Here is a 19,364-nt window from a genome sequence, read left to right as displayed (position 1 = left end):
CACCTCCCGGTCGCGACGATGGTGGCCGGACACATGGACCGGTGTGCGGTCGGCCTCCTACCGTGAGCGCCATGAGCTCTGTGACCGCCGCCACGTCCGCCTCCCTGGAGGGCCGTCGTGCCCTCGTCACCGGCGGAGCCGGGGGCATCGGCGCCGCCGTCGTCGAGGCCCTGGCCGCCCAGGGCGCCCACGTCGTCGTCGTCGACCGCGACGAGGACGCCGCCGCGAAGGTCGCCGCCCGGGCGGGCGGCAGCGCCGTCGGGGTCGACCTGACCGACCCCGAGGCCATCGAGGCCCTCGACCTCGACGTCGACGTGCTGGTCAACAACGCCGGGGTGCAGCACGTCGCGCCGGTGCACGAGCTCGACCCCGCCAAGTTCCAGCAGGTCCACGACCTGATGCTGCGCGCGCCGTTCCTGCTCGCCCGCCGCGCCCTGCCCGGCATGTACGAGCGTGGCTGGGGCCGGCTCGTGCACGTCTCCAGCGTGCACGGCCTGCGCGCCTCGGCCTACAAGTCGGCCTACGTCTCGGCCAAGCACGGTCTCGAGGGCCTCTCGAAGGTCCTCGCGGTCGAGGGCGCCGGCAAGGGGGTCACCTCCAACACCGTGTGCCCCGGCTACGTGCGCACCCCGCTCGTCGAGGGCCAGATCGCCGACCAGGCGCGGGTCCACGGCCTGCCCGAGGACCGCGTCGTCGACGAGGTGCTGCTCGCCCGCACCCCCGTCAAGCGGCTGGTCGAGCCCGAGGAGGTCGCCGGCCTGGTCGCCTGGCTGTGTGGTCCGCACTCGGCCTCGATCACCGGCACCTCGCACGTCATGGACGGCGGGTGGACCGCCACGTGAGCCGCCCCGCGCCCGTACCCTGGCCCCGCCCCTCCAACCAGACAGGTCGGTGAACAGCTGATGATCGACAAGACGATCGGGTCGGCCGCCGAGGCCGTCGCCGACATCGCCTCGGGCTCCACCCTCGTCGTGGGCGGCTTCGGCCTCTGCGGCATCCCCTCCGTGCTCATCCAGGCCGTGCTCGACTCGGGCGCCGACGACCTCGAGCTGGTCTCCAACAACGCGGGCGTCGACGACTGGGGCCTGGGGCTCCTGCTCGGCGCCGGGCGCGTGCGCCGCATGGTCGCGTCGTACGTCGGCGAGAACAAGGAGTTCGCCCGGCAGTACCTCTCCGGCGAGCTCGAGGTCGAGCTGACCCCGCAGGGCACGCTCGCCGAGCGGATGCGGGCCGGGGGCGCGGGCATCGGTGCCTTCTTCACCCGCACCGGCGTGGGCACCCAGGTCGCCGAGGGCGGCCTGCCGTGGCGCTACGCCGCCGACGGCAGCATCGCGATCGCCTCGCCGGTCAAGCAGACGCAGGTGCTGCCCACCCCCGACGGGCCGCAGGAGCACGTGCTCGAGCACGCCATCCACGCCGACGTCGGCCTGGTGCGGGCCTGGAAGGGCGACCGGCACGGCAACCTCGTCTACAAGGACGCCGCCCGCAACTTCAACCCGCCCGCCGCGATGTGCGGTCGGGTCACCATCGCTGAGGTCGAGCACCTCGTCGAGCCGGGCGAGATCGACCCCGCCGAGGTGCACACCCCCGGGGTCTTCGTGCAGCGGGTGGTCGAGCTGACCCCCGACCAGGCCGCTGACAAGCGGATAGAGAAGCGCACCACACGGGGGGCTGCGCCCCCCGTGGACCCCCCGAGGTCAACAGATTCCGTGAGGGAGGCCCGCTGATGGGGTGGAGCAGGGACGACATGGCCGCACGCGCGGCCGCCGAGCTCGAGGACGGGTCCTACGTCAACCTCGGGATCGGGCTGCCGACCAAGGTGCCCGACCACGTGCCCGACGGCGTCGAGCTGGTGCTGCAGTCGGAGAACGGGATCCTCGGCGTGGGGCCCTACCCGGTCGCCGGCACCGAGGACCCCGACCTGATCAACGCCGGCAAGGAGACCGTGACGCTGCGCCGCGGGGCGTCGTACTTCGACTCCGCGACCTCGTTCGCGATGATCCGCGGCGGCAAGGTCGACGCCGCGATCCTGGGCGGCATGCAGGTGGCCGGCAACGGCGACCTGGCCAACTGGATGGTGCCCGGCGCCATGGTCAAGGGCATGGGCGGCGCGATGGACCTGGTGCACGGCGCCCGGCGCGTCATCGTGCTGATGGAGCACACCGCCCGCGACGGCTCGGCCAAGCTGGTGCGCGACTGCACGCTGCCGCTGACCGGCAAGGGCGTGGTGCACCGGGTGATCACCGACCTCGGCGTCCTCGACGTCACCGGCAGCGGGTTCCGGCTCGTCGAGCTCGCCCCCGGCGTCACCGAGGACGAGGTGCGCGAGCGCACCGACGCCGACCTGGAGGTCAGTGCCGACGTTCGGCGATGAACGCCAGGCGGCGCAGCGTCTCGGTGTTGCGCCAGGCCAGCGGCAGGTCGCGCAGCGGCTTGGGCACCAGCCTGCCCGGGCCGCTGGTCGCGTCCTCCTCGATGGTGACCCGCGTGCGGTCGGTGCCGACCGGCTCGAGGCTGATCGTCACGCCGGCCTCGCCGCCGGGCCAGGCCTTGGCCTGCACCTGCAGCAGCTCCTCGGGCCGGCACTGCAGCACCTCGGTCTCGTCGTCGACGAGGAGCGGCCAGCTGCCCACCGAGTGGTACAGCCTGGAGCCCACCACCGGCCAGTGGTCGTCGACCTCGCGCATCCGCGAGGCGCCGACCACCCACAGCGGGTAGAGCCAGCCGTCGGCCAGCACCTTCCACACGGCGGTCGGCGTCGCGGAGATCTCCCTGGTGTTCGTGCTCATGGGCCCTACTGTGTCCTGCGTGGCACCAGTCGAAACCGACCACGGGGGTGACCCGGCGGCGCGCGGTCCCGGCCGGCACCCCGCCGACGGGCACGACCTGATCCGGGTCCAGGGGGCTCGGGTCAACAACCTGCGCGACGTCAGCGTCGAGCTGCCCAAGCGACGGCTGAGCGTCTTCACCGGCGTCTCGGGCTCGGGCAAGAGCTCGCTGGTCTTCGCCACAATCGCGGCGGAGTCCCAGCGCCTGATCAACGAGACCTACAGCGCCTTCGTGCAGGGCTTCATGCCCTCGCTGGCCCGCCCCGAGGTCGACGTCCTCGAGGGACTGACCACGGCGATCGTGGTCGACCAGGAGCGGCTGGGGGCCGACCCACGCTCGACGGTCGGCACCGTCACCGACGCCCACGCGATGCTGCGCATCCTCTTCAGCCGGGTCGGCCGGCCGCACGTCGGCGCCCCGAGCGCGTTCTCCTTCAACACCCCCTCGGTCTCGGCCAGCGGCGGGCTGACCGTCGAGCGCGGCGAGGGCCGCACCCGCACCGAGAAGGTCACCTTCGAGCGGCTCGGCGGGATGTGCCCGCGCTGCGAGGGCCGCGGCCAGGTCAGCGACATCGACCTGAGCGCGCTCTACGACGACTCGCTCTCGCTCAACCAGGGCGCGCTGACGATCCCCGGCTACTCGATGGAGGGCTGGTACGGCCGGATCTTCCGCGGCTGCGGCTACTTCGACCCCGACAAGCCGATCAAGGACTTCACCAAGCGCGAGCTGCACGACCTGCTGCACCGCGAGCCCACGAAGATCAAGGTCGAGGGCATCAACCTGACCTACGCCGGGCTGATCCCGCAGATCAAGAAGTCGTTCCTGGCCAAGGACATCGACGCCGTGCAGCCGCACGTGCGCGCGTTCGTGGAGCGGGCGGTGACCTTCGGCACCTGCCCCGACTGCGACGGCACGCGGCTCACGGCCCTGGCGCGCTCGGCGAAGGTCGGCGGGCACGACATCGCCGAGCTGTGCAGCTGGCAGATCAGCGACCTGGCCGCGTGGGCGCGGGGGATCGAGGAGCCCGGGGTCGCCCCGCTGGTCGCGGGGCTGCGCCACCTGCTCGACTCCTTCACCGCCATCGGGCTGGGCTACCTGTCCCTCGAGCGGCCCTCGGGGAGCCTCTCGGGCGGGGAGGCGCAGCGCACCAAGATGATCCGTCACCTCGGTTCCTCGCTCACCGACGTCACCTACGTCTTCGACGAGCCCACCATCGGGCTGCACCCCCACGACATCGAGAAGATGAACGAGCTGCTGCTGCAGCTGCGCGACAAGGGCAACACCGTGCTGGTCGTCGAGCACAAGCCCGAGACGATCCTGCGCGCCGACCACGTCGTCGACCTCGGCCCGGGCGCGGGGTCGGGCGGGGGAGAGGTGGTCTACGAGGGCAGCGTCGAGGGCCTGCGCGCCAGCGGCACCCTCACCGGCCGCCACCTCGACGACCGGGCCCGGCTCAAGGACGCGGTGCGCACGCCCACGGGTGTGCTCGAGATCCGCGGCGCCGACACCCACAACCTGCGCGACGTCGACGTCGACGTGCCGATGGGGGTCCTGGCCGTGCTCACCGGCGTCGCCGGGTCGGGCAAGAGCTCGCTGGTCGACGGGTCGCTGCTGGCACTCGCGGGCGCCGACGGCGGGCCGGGCGTGGTCGCGGTCGACCAGAGCGCCATCCGCGGCTCGCGGCGCAGCAACCCGGCCACCTACACCGGCCTGCTCGACCCGGTGCGCAAGGCCTTCGCCAAGGCCAACGGGGTCAAGCCCGGCCTCTTCAGCCCCAACTCCGACGGCGCCTGCCCGGTCTGCAACGGCGCCGGCGTGGTCTTCACCGACCTCGCGATGATGGCCGGTGTCGCCGCCCCCTGCGAGGAGTGCGGGGGCCGCCGCTTCCTGGCCTCGGTGCTCGAGCACCGGCTCGGCGGGCGCGACATCAGCGAGGTGCTGGCCATGTCGGTCGAGGAGGCCGAGCGCTTCCTCGGCGCGGGCGAGGCACGCGTCCCGGCGGCGCACTCGGTGCTGACCCGCCTGCTCGACGTCGGGCTCGGCTACCTCACTCTCGGCCAGCCGCTGCCGACCCTCTCGGGCGGCGAGCGGCAGCGGCTCAAGCTGGCCACACACATGAAGGAGAAGGCCGGGGTGCTGGTGCTCGACGAGCCCACCACCGGGCTGCACCTCGCCGACGTCGAGCAGCTGCTCGGCCTGCTCGACCGGCTCGTCGACGCCGGCCGCTCGGTGGTCGTCGTCGAGCACCACCAGGCCGTGATGGCGCACGCCGACTGGATCATCGACCTGGGCCCCGGGGCCGGTCACGACGGCGGCCGCGTCGTCTTCGAGGGCACCCCGGCCCAGCTGGTCGCCGACGCGAGCACGCTCACCGGCCAGCACCTGGCGGCGTACGTCGACGGCGGGCCCGCGCGCGAGGGCTGAGCCCACCAGGGCATGATCCGGTGCGTGAGCGCACTCGTCGTGGTGGCCGTGGCGGCGGTGGCGGTCTTCGTGCTGGCCGCGCTGGCCCAGGCCGCCAGCGGCTTCGGCTCCGCGCTGGTCGCGGTGCCCCTGCTGGGCTTCGTGGTCGGCCCGGGCGACGCCCTGGTGGCCGCGACCGCGGCCGGGCTGGTGCTCACCGGCGGGGCGTGGCGCCGCGAGCGCGGCCACACCGACGCCCCCGTCGTACGCCGCCTGACCGTGGCCGGTGTCCTGGGGATGCCGGCCGGGCTGGCGGTGCTGCTGCTGGCGTCGGAGCGGGTGCTGACCTCGGTGATCGCGGTGGTGCTGCTGGGCACCGTGGCGCTGCTGGCGGCCGGCGTGCGGCTGCCCACCGGCCGCCGGGCCCAGTGGGGCGCGGGGGTGGCCAGCGGCGCGCTGCTGACCTCGACCGGCATGAACGGTCCGCCACTGGTGCTGGTGCTGCGCGACGAGGCGCCGCACCGCTTCCGCGCCACCCTGCAGGCCACCTTCTGCCTGCAGGACGCCGTGGCGGTGGTCGCGTTCGTGGCGCTGGGCCAGGTCGGCGCACCCGTGCTGGTGGCGGCCGCCGCGGGTGTGCTGGGCATGCCGCTGGGCTGGCGCCTGGGCGACGCGGTCTTCCGGCGGCTCTCGCCCGAGCGGTTCCGGGTGCTGGTGCTGGCCGGGCTGGCCGCGACCGGCACCGTGGCCCTCGTCGGCGCGCTGGCCTGACCGCTCGGCGGGGGCCGGTCTCGGCTAGGTTCCTCCCGTGAGCGCACAGGCCCCCTCCGCCGTCATCCTCGTCCGAGCCGAGAAGTTCGTGCCCAACCCCGCGACGGCCGCCGACAACGCCTTCCAGGCCGACGTGCCGGCCGGCCAGAGCAACGAGCAGACCGCGGCGGCGGCGCTGGCCGAGATGGACCTGGTCGCCGACGCCCTGCGCGGGGCCGGGGTGCGCGTGCACGTCTTCGCCGACAGCGACCACACCCGCCCCGACAGCGTCTTCCCCAACAACTGGCTCTCCACCCACGCCGGCGGCCAGGTGGCGGTCTACCCGATGTACGCCTCCAACCGGCGCCACGAGCGTCGCGCCGACGTGCTGGAGATGCTGAAGTCGTCCTACCGGGTGCAGACCATCATCGACTACTCCGGTCTCGAGCCCGACGGCATCTTCCTCGAGGGCACCGGTGCGATGGTGCTCGACCACGTCTCGAGGGTGGCCTACACGGCCGTCTCGCACCGCGCCGACACCCACGTCCTCGAGCGCTTCTGCACCGACTTCGGCTACGAGCCGATGGCCTTCGACGCCTTCGACGCGGCGGGCGTGCCGGTCTACCACACCAACGTGATGGCCTGCATCGGCACCGACGTCGCCCTCTTCGCGCTCGAGATGATCCACGACGAGGTGCGCCGCGAGGCGGTGCGCGAGCGGCTGACCGTCAACGGACGCCGCCTGGTGGAGCTGACCGAGGAGCAGGTCCGCGAGTTCGCCGGCAACGCCGTCGAGCTGTGCGGTCGTACCCCCGACGGCCGGCGCCGCTACATCATGGTGATGTCGGCGCGGGCGCGCCGCAGCCTGCGCGACGACCAGGTCGCGGCCATCGAGGAGTCCTGCGAGATCGTCGCGGTCGAGATCCCGACCATCGAGCTGGCCGGCGGCTCGGTGCGCTGCATGATCGCCGGGGTGCACCTCGACCGTCGGCGCCCGGGCCTCGAGCCCGAGCGCACCCCCGCGGTGGAGGCGATCGACGAGGACCCGCACACCCCGGACGGCCGCGACGTCGCCGGCGACGACTGAGCTACGAGGCTCCGGCCACCGCGGCGGCGGCCCGCTCGGCCGCCAGCAGCGCGCCCTCGACGTGGCCGGCGAAGGCCCCCGCGGTCTCGGTGGAGGCCCAGTGCAGGCGCCCGCCCAGGGCGGGGGCCCGCAGCAGCGGGTGCCCGTAGAGCGAGTGGTCGCCCGGGCGTGAAGCGGCGTCGGCCGGGCTGGTCCACGCCTCGCTGCTCCAGTCGGTGACGGTGAGGCTGCGCGGCTCGGCGCCGCGGGGCCCGAGGAGCCGCCCGAGCTGGGCGCGCACCCGCTCCTCGGCGTCGGCGCCCACCAGCGCCGAGGGCGCGAACCCGAGGACCGCGGCGGGCACCCCACCAGGGCCCGACATGTCGTGGAGCTCCTGCACCGGCCCGAGCCGGCTGGCGCCGGCTCCCGCGAGGCCGGCCTCGCGCCAGAAGGGCGTGTCGTAGACCGCCACGACCTTCGCCACCTGGCCCATCCAGGTCGGCACCGCGCCCGCGACACGCACCAGCTCCGCGGGCAGCTCGGCCGGCAGCTCGACGGTGTCGACGGCGACCGAGGGCGGCAGCGCGAGCACGACGTGACGGGCGTGCCAGCGCCGCCCGCACGCCTCCACCTCGAGCCGGCCGCCGGGTGCGCTCGCGAGCCGGCGTACCGGGTGCTCGAGCAGCAGGCAGCCGGGCGGCAGCCCGGCCGCCAGCGCGTCGGTGAGCGCGGCGGCGCCCCCGGTGTAGCGGTGCGCCGGCGCGTCGATGAGGTTGCCGGGGTGGCGCTGCACGCCGTTGAGGTCCTCCACGACCGTGTCGCCGGCCAGGTGCTGGGCGTACGTCGTCACGCCGAGGCGGCGCGCCAGCGCGAGCACCCGCTGCTCGCCGTCCCAGCACCACGTGGCGCCCAGGTCGAGCCCGTCGGGCGTGCTGAGCAGCCGGCCGCCGGTGCGCGAGCGCGCCTCGAGCACCACCACGTCGCGCCCGGCGCCGACCAGCGCGTCGGCGGCCGCGAGCCCGCCGATGCCGGCACCCACGACCACCACGTCCACCACGTCGACCCGCGCGGCCACGTCCGCCTCGTCCATCCCTCGAGTCTGGTCCCACCCCCGAGGTGGGGGCGCACCCGGGGCGGGCCGCTCCGCCACCGCGACGATGCCCCGGATGGGGCATGTCGCCGGCCCGCCCACCGGCGTAGCGTGCGGACATGGACGGACCCGAGCCCGTCGAGGACCCCGCCGACCTGGCGGTCGCCGGGGCGGCGTACGGCGTCGAGATCGACATGGACGCCACGGCGCGGCTCCTCGAGGAGCACGCAGGGCTCTTCGAGCCCTGACCACAGCGACCCGTCGGCCCCGGCCCGGGGGAGGACCGGGCCGGAGCCGACGGGTGTCGGTTCAGCCGGTGGTGGTGGCGAAGCGCTCCCAGACGCGGTGCGAGGCCATCAGCTCCTGCACCTCGGTGAGCACCTGCGTGGCGTCGTCACCGCTGACCACGCCCGCCGCGCCCGCGCAGCCGGCCAGGTCGAGCACCCGGCCGCCCGCACCCCAGGCGCCGATGGCCTTGGCGTGCCGGAAGGCCTCCTCGACCAGCAGCAGGACCCGCGGGTCGACGCTGCTGGCGTCCTCGGCGCCCGCCTTGGCGTCGCGCTGCGGGAGCGCGTCGGGGGCCGGCGCCGGGGCGCCAGCCAGCAGCACCACGTCGAGCTCGATGGAGCGCACGGTGGCGAAGGTGCGCTGCACCGGGACACCGTCGACCGTGCCGCCGTGCGGGGCCACGACCAGCGGCACCATGCCGGCCTCGAAGACGGCCTGGCGCACCGCCTCGACGCCGTCGAGCCCGGCGTCGGGGTCGACGACGATGCCCACGAGCCGCCCGTCGGCCGGCCACGCGCCACCCACCTGCGACAGCGCGGGGCTCGGCGTGGCCTCGGCCAGCGGCACCGTGGGCTCGGGGGCCTCCAGGCCCAGCCCGGTGGCGACCTCCGAGCAGAGCACCGGGTCGATGTTGGCCAGGCTCTGCAGCTGGCGCTGCTTGACCGCCTCCTCGTAGCACTTGCCCAGCTCGAAGGTGTAGGCGCGGATGATGTGCTCCTGCTCGACCGCGCTCATGCTGAGCCAGAAGAGGCGCACCTGGCTGTAGTGGTCGTCGTACGACGCCGCTGCGTCGCGCACCTTCGAGGCCTCCGGCACGCGCACCGGCAGGTCCTTGAAGGCCGAGGCGTCCACCTCGCCCCCGGCCGTGAAGGGGCACCCGCCGTCGAGCGAGTTCGGCGAGTACGGCGCCACCCCGGTGTGCACGCCGTGCTGGTGCAACCCGTCGCGCAGCATGTCGTTGACCGGTGCGTGCGGCCGGTTGATGGGCAGCTGCGAGAAGTTGGGCCCGCCGAGCCGGGTCAGCTGGGTGTCGAGGTAGGAGAAGAGCCGCGCCTGCAGCAGCGGGTCGTCGGTGACGTCGATGCCCGGGGGCAGGTGGCCGACGTGGAAGGCGACCTGCTCGGTCTCGGCGAAGTAGTTCGTCGGGTTGGCGGTGAGCACCATCAGCCCGACCGGCTGCACCGGCGCGATCTCCTCGGGCACGATCTTGGTCGGGTCGAGCAGGTCGATGCCCTCGTAGGTCTGCTCGGGGGTGTCGGGGAAGACCTGCACGCCGAGCTCCCAGGCGGGGTAGGCCCCGGCCTCGATGGCGTCGGCCAGGTCGCGGCGGTGGAAGTCGGGATCGAAGCCGTTGGCCAGCTGCGCCTCCTCCCAGGTCAGCGAGTGCACGCCCAGGCGCGGCTTCCAGTGGAACTTCACCAGGGAGGTCTCGCCGTCCTCGTTCTCGCACCGGAACGTGTGGACGCCGAAGCCCTCCATCATCCGGTAGGAGCGCGGGATGCCGCGGTCGGACATGTTCCACATCGTGTGGTGCTGGGCCTCGGTGTGCAGCGAGACGAAGTCCCAGAAGGTGTCGTGGGCGCTCTGCGCCTGCGGGATCTCCCGGTCGGGGTGCGGCTTGCCGGCGTGGATGACGTCGGGGAACTTGATGCCGTCCTGGATGAAGAAGACCGGGATGTTGTTGCCGACCAGGTCGAAGGTGCCCTCGTCGGTGTAGAACTTCGTCGCGAAGCCCCGGGTGTCGCGCACGGTGTCGGCCGAGCCGCGCGAGCCCAGCACGGTGGAGAAGCGCACGAAGACCGGGGTCTCCTTGCCGTCGGCGAGGAAGCCGGCGCGGCTGATCGACGAGGCGGTGCCGTAGCCGACGAAGACGCCGTGCGCCGCGGCGCCGCGCGCGTGCACGACCCGCTCGGGGATGCGCTCGTGGTCGAAGTGGGTGATCTTCTCGCGCAGGTGGTGGTCCTGCAGCAGGGTCGGGCCGCGCTCGCCGGCCTTGAGCGAGTGGTCGGTCTCGCGCAGCCGGGCGCCCTGCGAGGTGGTCAGGTGGGCGCCCTGCTGGGCGCGGGCGTTGCGGGGGGCGCCGGTGTCGGTGCCAGTCGCGGTGCGCGGCTGCGGCTCGGCCTGGTCGGGCTTGGGCGGCAGCGGCTCGCGCGGCCGGGTCGGCTCGGCCAGCGACGGCGGCTCGCTGCCGGGGGTGCCGGGCACGGCCGGTTCGCTGGCCGCGCCGGCGGCGTCGGCGAGACCGGCGACGACGCGGTCGAAGGTGTCCTTGGCCAGCTTCTTGGGATCCACGAGATGGTTCTCCTTGCTCGGGAGCAGTTGGGACGGCTCCCAGCCCACCAGGACCGACCGGGTTCCTGCTTGCCCCTTGAGGGTGAAGCCACCCGACCGCCGGCGGCCGCGGGCGAGCGGCCGGGGCCAGGCGCCGCGGGTCCGGGGCACTCTGGGATGCTGGCCCGTCGTACGACGACACCCGGGGCCGGCGCCGGGCGGGAGCAGGGAGGGACGATGAGCGAGGTCGCGAGCGAGCTCGCCCGGGTCAAGGGCGCCTTCTCCCAGCCGACGCTGACGCTGCTGCACCAGCGCCAGGCGCCGGTGGTCATCACGATCTTCCGGGCGGTCTTCGGCCGCGACAACCGGCCGGTCCCGACCGCTCGGCTGCACGCGCAGGTCGAGGAGCACCTGGCCCAGGTCCGCCAGGCCGGCGAGCTCGAGGTGCCCAACGGCAGCGTGCGCGACCTGTGCCACCGCTGGATGCGCGGGCAGTGGCTGGTGCGCTCGCTCGACGAGCGCGGCCACGAGGTCTACACCCTGACCTCGCACGCCCAGCAGGCGCTGCAGCTGGTCAAGAACCTGACCCGGGACCGGGCCACCCTCAGCGAGCACCGCATCGCGACGCTGCTGGGCACCGTGCGCCGCTTCAACGCCGAGGCCAACCCCGACCGCACCGCGCGGGTCAGCATCCTGGGCGCCGAGATCGCCCGGCTGCAGGCCGAGCGCGACCGGCTCGTCGACGGCGCCGAGCTGCCCAGCCCCACCGAGGACTACATGCTCGAGGGCTTCACCGAGCTGCTCTCGCTGGTCTCGGCGCTGCCCAGCGACTTCGCGAGGGTGGAGGAGCGCTTCACCCAGATCCGCGGCGAGATCCTGGCCGCCTTCCGCGCCGAGGAGCGCCCGGCCGGCGAGGTGATCGACGACTACCTGGCCCGGGCCGACGCGCTGATGACCGCCACCCAGGAGGGGCGGGCCTTCGAGGGCGCCTTCGCGCTGCTGCGTGACGACGCGCTGGTCAGCCGGCTGCGCGACGACCTGGGTGCGCTGCTCGACCACCCGCTCTCCGACCGGCTGCTCGGCGAGGCCGAGCGCGCCGAGCTGCGGGGCACCGTGCGGCTGGTGCGCGAGGGCCTCGACCGGGTGCTCTCGCAGCGCTCGCGGGTCACCGCGACGCTCAAGGAGTACATCGTCTCCCACGACGCGGTGCGCGACCGCCAGCTGGAGCAGACGCTGCGCCAGGTCGAGTCCGAGCTGATGACCTGGATGGCCGGCACCGGGCCGCGCGCCACCCACGACGTGGCGCTGCTGCCGGGCCGGGTCGGCCTCGACCACCTGCGCGAGCGCTTCCACGACCCCGACGACGACGTGCTGCCCGACCGGATCAGCGCCGCGGACCCCGACGACGCGCCCCCCGTCTCCCTCGACGAGCTGCTCGCGCAGGGCGGCCCGCAGCTCTCGGCGCTGCGCGGGCGCATCGACGAGGCGCTCGCGGCCGCGGCGCCGGCCGGCTCGCTGGGAGAGGTCTTCGACTCGCTGGAGCCCGAGCTGCGCCGCCCCGTGGAGATCTTCGGCCTGCTGCACCTGGCCGCCGACCGCGGCTGGCTGAGCCAGGAGGGCCTCGAGGCGTACGCCGCCGTGCGCCCCGACGGCTCGACGCGCACCTTCACCGTGCCCCGCACCCCGCTGCCCGACCCCGACCTCGAGAGCGAGCACCACCGATGAGCACCCACGTCGAGCACGACCCCACCGACCTCGACGGGCTGGTGGAGGGGTTCGACGAGGACCCCGGGGCGGGCTCGGTCTCGCTCTTCGAGGGCGACGAGGGCGGCCTCGAGCACGGCCAGCGCCACGCCCTGGTCACCCTGCTCAAGCAGCGCTTCATCAGCGCCCGCACGCACCCGCGCGACTGGGCGGTGCTGGTCGAGCACGAGCGGCTGCTGCGCTCGCGGCTCAACGACCTCTTCCTCGACCTGGCCATCGACCGCTCGCGCGAGGTGGCCTGGAAGCGCCAGGCGCTCTCCGAGACCGGCAGCCGCTTCCCGACCCTGCTGCACGACACGGCCTGGTCGCGCGAGGAGACGCTGGTGCTGGTGCACCTGCGCGACCGGCTGCGCAGCGGCCTGGCCGGCGGCGAGACCCGGGTGCACGTCGACCGCGAGGACGTCGTCGACTACGTCGCCAGCTTCCGGCCCGCGCACGCCACCGACGAGTCCGGCGACGAGAAGCGGGCCCGCAACGCGGTCGCGAGCATCGTCAAGGCCGGCCTGCTGATCGGCGCGGTCGGCGACGACCGCTACGAGGTCAGCGAAGCCGTCGAGCCGCTGCTGCCGCTCGAGGTGCTCCAGCAGCTGCTCGAGTCGCTGCAGCGCGCCAACAGCCGCGAGCAGCCGGTCGCCGACGCCGACGACGACCTCTTCGAGCCCGCGGCGCCCACCGCGGCCCGCACCGACGCCACCGACGCCACCAACGGAGGCCACTGATGTCCATCGACGAGACCGAGCAGGTCGACGAGCGCGGCGGCCTCTTCGAGCACCAGCTGGTCGCCGCCCCGGGCGACGACACCATGCAGTGGCGTGCCGCACTGCTGCAGATGGTCAACTGGGGCGGCTTCGCCGGCCTGACCACGGTGCCGCTGGGCGGCGACGCGACGATGATCTCGGGTGCCTCGGGCGTGGGCAAGAGCACCATCCTCGACGCCTACACCGCGCTGATGATGCCCTCGGACACCAAGTTCAACGGCGCCTCCAACGACGCGGTCAGCGGCCGCGCCCGCGGCGTGGGCCAGCGCAACCTGCTCTCCTACCTGCGCGGTGCGGTCGACGTGGTCGACGACCCGCGCACCGGGCGACCGGTCGAGAAGCTGCTGCGCGGGCGCGGGGTGGACACCTGGGGCGCGGTCGCGATGACCTTCGTCAACGACCGCGGCGGCTCGTTCACCGCGCTGCGCACCTACTACGTGCCGCGCCGGGCCACCCGCTCCAGCGAGGTCCAGATGCAGCTGGTCAGCCACGAGGGTCCCCTCGACCTGGCCTCGCTCGAGGTCGCGGTCGCGGAGCGCTTCCACGCCAACACCCTCAAGAAGCTCTACCCCGGGGTGCGGGTGCACCGCACCTACGCGGAGTACGCCGAGGTCCTGCACGCGCGGCTGGGCATCGGCGCCGGTGGCGACGGGGCCAAGGCGCTGCGGCTGCTGTCGCGCATCCAGGCCGGCAACCAGGTGCGCAGCGTCGACGAGCTCTACAAGGACATGGTGCTTGAGCGCCCGTCGACGTACGCCGCCGCGGACCGCGCGATCGAGCACTTCGACGACCTCGACGCCGCGCACGCGGCGATGCGCACCGAGGAGGAGAAGCTGGCGCTGCTCGCGCCGATCGCCGGGCTGCACGAGCGCCGCGCCGCCGCCGCGCGGCGCCTCGCCGAGCTCGACTCCTACGGGGTGACGGCCCCCGGCGACACCCCGCTGCGGCTGTGGCTGCTGCGCACCCACCGGCGCCTCATCGAGGCGGCCGTCGAGACCAACCGCGACGAGCGGGCCGCCACCTCGGAGGCGCTGGCCGGGGCCCGCTCGGCCGAGGCCGCGCTGGTCGCCGACCTCGAGGCCGCCAAGGATGCCCACCGCGACGCCGGCGGCGGCGACCTGCAGGCGCTGGCCGCCCAGGTCGACCACGAGCGCGCGATCCGCGAGGAGCGCGCGGCGCGGTTGGCCGAGCTCGAGGAGCGGGTCTACCCGCTCGTCGGGATCGTCGACGACGCCGCCGAGGCAGCCCCCGACCTGGACTCCGCGCTCGACTCGGCCGCGGGCTTCGCGGCCCTGCAGCTGCACGCGCGCAAGCAGCTGGCCGCCGGGGACGACGCGCGGGCGCGGCTGCGCGCCGAGCGCGACGAGGTCCGCGACGCGCTGGTGCCGCTCAAGGAGCAGCAGGCCGCGCTGCGCCGCGAACGGGCCTCGCTCGAGAGCCGCGCCGGCCGGGTGCCCTCCCACCTGCACGAGCTGCGCTCCGAGGTGGCCCGCGCCGCGGGGATGTCGCCCGAGGAGCTGCCCTACGTCGCCGAGCTGCTCGACGTGGCTCCCGAGGAGGCGCGTTGGCGCACCGCGATCGAGACCGTGCTGGGCGGCACCGCCCGCACCATGCTGGTGCCGGTCGAGCGGCTCGCGCACTTCTCGGCGGCCATCGACGGGCTGCGCCTGCGCACCCGGTTCACCTTCCAGGGCGTCGACCTCGACCTCCCCGACACCGGTCCCTCCGACCCCGAGCGGATCGCCGGCAAGCTGCTCTTCAAGGACTCGCCCTTCTCGGGCTGGGTCCAGCAGCACGTCGCCGAGGCGTCGCGCAACGCCTTCTGCGTCGAGACCGCCGCCGGGCTCGACGGGCCCGGCTTCCGGGTCACCGAGGCGGGCCAGACCCGCAACGGCCGCCGCGGCGCCCACGGCCGCGGCGAGCAGCGCAGCATCATCGGCTTCTCCAACGGGGAGGCCGTCGCCGAGGTCGACGCCCAGCTCGCGCGCCTCGAGCGCGAGCTGCTCGAGGTCGACGACCGCCTGGCCGCCATCGACCGGCGCGCCGGGGTGCTCGAGCAGCAGCGCTCGGCGTACGACGCCGTGGCGATGGTGCGCCACGACGACGTCGACGTGGCCGGCTGCGACCGGCGCATCGCCGAGCTGGAGCGACGCCGCGAGGCGATCCTCACCGCCGACGACCGGCTGCAGGTGCTGCAGGAGCAGATCGACGACCTGGGCGCCCGCCTCGACACCACGCGCCAGCAGCGCTTCGCCCTCGAGCAGCAGCAGAAGGCGCTGGCCGCGCGGCACGGCGAGCTGGTCGAGGACGAGGACCACGTCAACGACCGGCTCGAGGCCACCGAGGGGCCCGGGACCGCCGGCCCGAGCGACGAGCAGGACGCGGCGCTGCGCGTCGAGCTCGCCGCCGCGGCCGCGCCGGCCGACCCCGACGACCTCGACCGGTTCGCCGAGAACGCCAAGCGGCTCGAGGCCCGCCTGCACGAGGCGGTCGCCGACGCGACGACCGAGCTGGCGCGGGTCGAGGACGACCTGGTCTCGGTCTTCCGGCACTACAAGTCGCGCTGGGACTCGCCGAACCTCGGCGCCACCGCCGACTCCTACCCCGACTACGAGCGCATCCTCGAGGACATCCGCGGCAAGGGCCTGGCCGACCGGCGCTCCGAGTGGCGCCGGCGGCTGACCGAGTGGAGCGGGCAGGACCTGGTGCCGCTGGTCGGGGCGATGGCCGCCTCGGTCGAGGAGATCGAGGACCGGCTGGTGCCGATCAACGCGATCCTCAAGCGCCTGGAGTTCGGCGGCGCCGGCGACCGGCTGCGGATCCGGTTGCGGCGGCTCTCGCCGGTGCACGTGCAGGCCTTCATGAAGGAGCTGCGGGCCCTCTCGGCCGGCAGCCCGGCGACGGCCCCGCTGGAGGAGGCCGACCTCGAGCGGCGCTTCAGCGACCTGAGCCGCTTCATGGAGCAGCTGCGCCCGCAGGCGCCCGGCGGCGCGCCCACCGAGCGCGACCGGCTGCTCGACGTGCGCCGCCACGTCGAGGTCAGCGCCGAGCGCTACGACCACCTCAGCGGCGAGCTGCGCGCGACGTACCGGACGCTGGGGGAGAAGAGCGGTGGTGAGAGCCAGGAGCTGGTCGCCTTCATCGTCGGCTCGGCCCTGCGCTTCCGCCTCGGCGACGAGATGCGCTCGCGCCCGCGCTTCGCGCCGGTCTTCCTCGACGAGGGGTTCGTCAAGGCCGACTCCGAGTTCGCCGGGCGGGCGGTGCGGGCCTGGAAGGGCCTGGGCTTCCAGCTGGTGATCGGGGTGCCGCTCGACAAGGTGACCGGTCTCGAGCCGCACATGGACGAGCTGCTGGCCATCACCAAGAACACCGCCACCCACCAGGCCTGGATCACCCCGATCACGCAGGCGGGGCCGGCCACGGGCTAGCACTAGGGTGGCGCCGTGGATCTGGGAGCGGTGCTGGGACGGGCCTTCGGGGGCGGGGCGAGCGGGGTGCCCGACGACGCGACGGCGACGAAGATCCTCGACGCGACGGTCGGGGCCTGCGCCGCGCAGGGCATCGGCGCGGTGACCATCGACGGTGTCGCCCGCCGCGCCGGCGTCAACCGGGTCACGGTCTACCGGCGTTTCGGTGACCGCGACGCGCTGCTGCAGGCGATGACGCTGCGCGAGGCCGAGCAGATGGCGCAGGGGATCATGGCGGTCCTCGAGGGACTCGACGACCCGGTCGAGCAGCTGGTCGAGGGCTTCGCGGCCGCGCTGCGGCTGGCCGAGGCGCACCCGGTGATCCGGCGCACCGCCGAGCACGAGCCGCAGGACCTGATCGCGGCCGGGCTGGCCGACGACGCCGCGCTGCTGAGGCTGGGCAGCGCCTTCGCCGCGGCCGGCGTACGCCGCCTGCAGGCCGACGGGCGGGCCACCCACCTCGACGCGGAGGCGGTGGGGGAGACGATGGCGCGCCTCTTCGCCTCCTTCGTGCTGCTGCCGGCCCAGCACGCCATCGACGTGCGCACCCAGGACGGGGCGCGGGCCTACGCGCGCCGGACGCTGGTGCCCCTGCTGCTGGGATGAGCGGCGACCATTGACCTGATGTAACACTTGCGTCATTGTTTGTTGCATGACGCACATCGAGCACCAGCCCCTCGACCACGGCATCTTCGGCCCCGGGTCGGTGACCTGGAAGGTCTACCGCTGCCCGACCTCGATGACGGTCGGCTTCGCCCGCACCGCGCTGACCGAGATGTTCGACCCCCTGGTGGTCGCCTCGGTGGCGGGCACCGGCTCGTTGCGCGAGCGGGCGTCCGACCGCTACGACCGCACGCTGGAGTACGCCGGCGCACTGGTGCTGGGCGACAGCGCCACCGCGGCGCGGATGGCCGACACCTTGATGCGCATCCACTCCAGGGTCGGCGGCACCGACCCCGTCACCGGGCAGCACTACGACCCCAACGACCCCGCCGGCCAGCTGTGGATCCACCTGACCCAGTGGCAGTCGGTGCTGCACGTCTACGAGCGCTTCGGCCCCGGGCGGTTGAGCGCGGATGAGGAGCGCCAGTACTGGGCCGAGTGCGCGGTCGCGGCGCGGTTCCAGACGATCGACCCGGCCGACGTCCCGCGCGACCGCGCCGAGATGCGCGCCTACTACGAGCGGGTGCGCCCCGACCTGGTCGTCAGCGACGTGGCGGTCGAGCACGCGCTGCTGGTCCTCGAGGGCGGCAACCTGGCCAGCCGGCTGCCGGGGCGCCTGCGGGTGCTGAGCCCCCTGGTGCACCGGGTGCTGCGCCGGGCCACGATCGCCACGCTGCCGGGCTGGATGCGCGAGGCCATCGGCACCCGGCAGGGCCCGGTGACCGACGCCCTCGTCACCGCGCTGGTCCGCCCGGCGCTGCGCCTGGCCGCCCGTCGTCCCCGGGCGCTGGCCCGGGTCCTCGCCGAGGCCTCGCCGCGGGCCTACGAGGTGCTGGCCCCCGCCGTCCTCGACATCGCCCCCGAGCGCGCCGAGACGGTGACCGTCGAGGAGGCGTTCCGACGGCTGGGCCGGCCGCTGCCGCGCGAGCAGCACCTGGCGGCCGTCGCGGGAGCCGCCGACGGCGGGCGGGCTAAGCAGGCCTCTTGACCCGGTCGGTGGCGGCGGACACACTCCGGGTGTCCGCCGTCGTCCGTCTCGAGGGGTCGTCCACGTGAGCACCGTCCACACCGCCACCGGCAGCATCGACTCCAGCGAGCTGGGTCGCACCCTGATCCACGAGCACGTCTTCGTGATGGGCACCGAGCACCAGCAGAACTACGGCGACTGGGACGAGCAGGCGCGGGTCGCCGACGCCGTCTCGCGCCTCGACGAGCTCAAGGCGCTGGGGATCGACTCGATCATGGACCCCACCGTGCTGGGCCTGGGGCGCTACGTGCCCCGCATCCAGGAGATCGCGACGCAGACCGACCTCACCATCGTGCTGGCGACCGGGCTGTACACCTACAACGAGATCCCCTTCCAGTTCCACTACACCGGTCCGGGCCTGCTCTTCGACGTGCCGGAGCCGCTGACCGAGCTGTTCGTCAAGGACCTCACCCAGGGCATCGCCGACACGGGCGTGCGGGCGGCGTTCCTCAAGTGCGCGATCGAGGAGCAGGGCCTGACGCCCGGGGTCGAGCGGGTGATGCGTGCGGTCGGGCAGGCGCACGTGCAGACCGGGGCCCCGATCACCGTGCACACGAACCCGCACACGCAGTCGGGGCTGGTGGTCCAGCGGGTGCTGCGCGAGGAGGGCGTCGACCTGGGCAAGGTCGTCCTGGGCCACTGCGGCGACTCCACCGACCTCGACTACCTGACGAGCCTGGCCGACGCCGGATCGATGCTGGGCATGGACCGCTTCGGTCTCGACATCCTGCTGCCGTTCGAGGAGCGGGTCTCGACGGTGGTCGAGCTGGTGCGTCGCGGGTACGCCGACAGGATCGGTCTGGCCCACGACGCCTCGTGCTTCATCGACTGGTTCGACGCCGAGGCCAAGGAGCAGGCGGTGCCCCGGTGGAACTACCGCCACATCAGCGAGGACGTCATCCCGGCGCTGCTCGAGCGCGGGGTCTCGGAGGCCGACCTCGAGACGATGCTGGTGACCAACCCCCGCCGCCAGTTCGAGTAGGCGGGC

The 19,364-nt window shown here is 74.1% G+C and carries 16 protein-coding genes; 13 read left to right on the top strand and 3 right to left on the bottom strand.

Annotated elements, in window-relative coordinates:
- The first annotated feature begins 71 nt into the window (after positions 1–71).
- From JOE61_RS02355 to JOE61_RS02345, 3 genes are read left to right on the top strand one after another with little or no spacing between them, the layout of a single operon-like run.
- The gene (locus JOE61_RS02355) at positions 72–842 is read left to right on the top strand and encodes a 3-hydroxybutyrate dehydrogenase (protein WP_193669229.1); all 771 of its coding nucleotides are present in this window, start codon (positions 72–74) and stop codon (positions 840–842) included.
- 60 nt (positions 843–902) lie between these two features.
- Positions 903–1,727, top strand: a complete 825-nt coding sequence (locus JOE61_RS02350; protein ID WP_227491810.1) for a CoA transferase subunit A — start codon at positions 903–905, stop codon at positions 1,725–1,727.
- Positions 1,727–2,374: a 3-oxoacid CoA-transferase subunit B gene (locus tag JOE61_RS02345; protein WP_193669230.1), complete on the top strand. Its 648-nt coding sequence runs from the start codon at positions 1,727–1,729 to the stop codon at positions 2,372–2,374. Before JOE61_RS02350 ends, JOE61_RS02345 begins: the two co-directional genes overlap by 1 nt.
- Here the strand turns inward: JOE61_RS02345 and JOE61_RS02340 are convergent.
- Complete coding sequence (locus JOE61_RS02340; protein ID WP_193669231.1) at positions 2,352–2,789, bottom strand: SRPBCC family protein; 438 nt, start codon at positions 2,787–2,789, stop codon at positions 2,352–2,354. The two genes, JOE61_RS02345 and JOE61_RS02340, sit on opposite strands and share 23 nt — an antisense overlap.
- A 19-nt stretch (positions 2,790–2,808) precedes the next feature.
- On the opposite strand from JOE61_RS02340, the gene JOE61_RS02335 reads away from it, so the two are divergent.
- Genes JOE61_RS02335 through ctlX form a run of 3 tightly spaced genes read left to right on the top strand, consistent with a single transcriptional unit; the run spans position 2,809 to position 7,069 of the window.
- Positions 2,809–5,253 carry an ATP-binding cassette domain-containing protein gene (locus JOE61_RS02335; RefSeq protein WP_372440046.1) on the top strand — a complete coding sequence of 815 codons (2,445 nt, stop codon included), beginning with the start codon at positions 2,809–2,811 and terminating at the stop codon, positions 5,251–5,253.
- 24 nt (positions 5,254–5,277) lie between these two features.
- Complete coding sequence (locus JOE61_RS02330) at positions 5,278–6,003, top strand: sulfite exporter TauE/SafE family protein (protein ID WP_193669233.1); 726 nt, start codon at positions 5,278–5,280, stop codon at positions 6,001–6,003.
- A gap of 37 nt (positions 6,004–6,040) precedes the next feature.
- Positions 6,041–7,069 carry a citrulline utilization hydrolase CtlX gene (ctlX, locus tag JOE61_RS02325; RefSeq protein ID WP_193669234.1) on the top strand — a complete coding sequence of 343 codons (1,029 nt, stop codon included), beginning with the start codon at positions 6,041–6,043 and terminating at the stop codon, positions 7,067–7,069.
- A gap of 1 nt (position 7,070) precedes the next feature.
- Here the strand turns inward: ctlX and JOE61_RS02320 are convergent, their stop codons facing one another.
- A complete protein-coding gene (locus tag JOE61_RS02320; RefSeq protein WP_193669235.1) occupies positions 7,071–8,138 on the bottom strand; it encodes a flavin monoamine oxidase family protein in 1,068 nt (355 codons plus the stop codon).
- Between the two features lie 119 nt (positions 8,139–8,257).
- On the opposite strand from JOE61_RS02320, the gene JOE61_RS21995 reads away from it, so the two are divergent.
- Entirely contained in the window at positions 8,258–8,386 is a 129-nt protein-coding gene (locus JOE61_RS21995) for a hypothetical protein (RefSeq protein WP_264675491.1), read from the top strand.
- Positions 8,387–8,447: 61 nt separating this feature from the next.
- On the opposite strand, the gene JOE61_RS02315 is transcribed toward JOE61_RS21995, so the two are convergent.
- Entirely contained in the window at positions 8,448–10,718 is a 2,271-nt protein-coding gene (locus JOE61_RS02315) for a catalase (RefSeq protein WP_307822764.1), read from the bottom strand.
- 216 nt (positions 10,719–10,934) lie between these two features.
- On the opposite strand from JOE61_RS02315, the gene JOE61_RS02310 reads away from it, so the two are divergent.
- From JOE61_RS02310 to JOE61_RS02285, 6 genes are all read left to right on the top strand, one after another.
- Complete coding sequence (locus JOE61_RS02310) at positions 10,935–12,422, top strand: DUF3375 domain-containing protein (protein WP_193669236.1); 1,488 nt, start codon at positions 10,935–10,937, stop codon at positions 12,420–12,422.
- Entirely contained in the window at positions 12,419–13,180 is a 762-nt protein-coding gene (locus JOE61_RS02305) for a DUF4194 domain-containing protein (protein ID WP_193669237.1), read from the top strand. The genes JOE61_RS02310 and JOE61_RS02305 overlap by 4 nt, the downstream gene beginning before the upstream one ends.
- Positions 13,180–16,647, top strand: coding sequence for an ATP-binding protein (locus JOE61_RS02300; protein ID WP_193669238.1), 3,468 nt, complete (start codon positions 13,180–13,182; stop codon positions 16,645–16,647). Before JOE61_RS02305 ends, JOE61_RS02300 begins: the two co-directional genes overlap by 1 nt.
- Before the next feature lie 15 nt (positions 16,648–16,662).
- The gene (locus tag JOE61_RS02295) at positions 16,663–17,292 is read left to right on the top strand and encodes a TetR/AcrR family transcriptional regulator (RefSeq protein ID WP_193669239.1); all 630 of its coding nucleotides are present in this window, start codon (positions 16,663–16,665) and stop codon (positions 17,290–17,292) included.
- A gap of 46 nt (positions 17,293–17,338) precedes the next feature.
- Positions 17,339–18,337, top strand: a complete 999-nt coding sequence (locus tag JOE61_RS02290; RefSeq protein WP_193669240.1) for an oxygenase MpaB family protein — start codon at positions 17,339–17,341, stop codon at positions 18,335–18,337.
- A gap of 64 nt (positions 18,338–18,401) precedes the next feature.
- Positions 18,402–19,358: a phosphotriesterase family protein gene (locus tag JOE61_RS02285; RefSeq protein ID WP_193669241.1), complete on the top strand. Its 957-nt coding sequence runs from the start codon at positions 18,402–18,404 to the stop codon at positions 19,356–19,358.
- The last annotated feature ends 6 nt before the right edge of the window (positions 19,359–19,364 follow it).

The organism is Nocardioides salarius (assembly GCF_016907435.1).
Taxonomy (GTDB): domain Bacteria; phylum Actinomycetota; class Actinomycetes; order Propionibacteriales; family Nocardioidaceae; genus Nocardioides; species Nocardioides salarius.
Note: the sequence above shows the minus strand (reverse complement) of the source record. Positions and strands in the feature narration are given on the sequence as shown.

Excerpts from the sequence above, each read along its gene's own strand:
- JOE61_RS02350 (WP_227491810.1), top strand. The coding sequence starts at position 903 with ATGATCGACAAGACGATCGGGTCGGCCGCCGAGGCCGTCGCCGACATC.
- JOE61_RS02290 (WP_193669240.1), top strand. The coding sequence starts at position 17,339 with ATGACGCACATCGAGCACCAGCCCCTCGACCACGGCATCTTCGGCCCC.
- JOE61_RS21995 (WP_264675491.1), top strand. The coding sequence starts at position 8,258 with ATGGACGGACCCGAGCCCGTCGAGGACCCCGCCGACCTGGCGGTCGCC.
- JOE61_RS02305 (WP_193669237.1), top strand. The coding sequence starts at position 12,419 with ATGAGCACCCACGTCGAGCACGACCCCACCGACCTCGACGGGCTGGTG.
- JOE61_RS02340 (WP_193669231.1), bottom strand. The coding sequence starts at position 2,789 with ATGAGCACGAACACCAGGGAGATCTCCGCGACGCCGACCGCCGTGTGG.
- JOE61_RS02320 (WP_193669235.1), bottom strand. The coding sequence starts at position 8,138 with ATGGACGAGGCGGACGTGGCCGCGCGGGTCGACGTGGTGGACGTGGTG.
- JOE61_RS02310 (WP_193669236.1), top strand. The coding sequence starts at position 10,935 with ATGAGCGAGGTCGCGAGCGAGCTCGCCCGGGTCAAGGGCGCCTTCTCC.
- JOE61_RS02345 (WP_193669230.1), top strand. The coding sequence starts at position 1,727 with ATGGGGTGGAGCAGGGACGACATGGCCGCACGCGCGGCCGCCGAGCTC.
- JOE61_RS02300 (WP_193669238.1), top strand. The coding sequence starts at position 13,180 with ATGTCCATCGACGAGACCGAGCAGGTCGACGAGCGCGGCGGCCTCTTC.
- JOE61_RS02355 (WP_193669229.1), top strand. The coding sequence starts at position 72 with ATGAGCTCTGTGACCGCCGCCACGTCCGCCTCCCTGGAGGGCCGTCGT.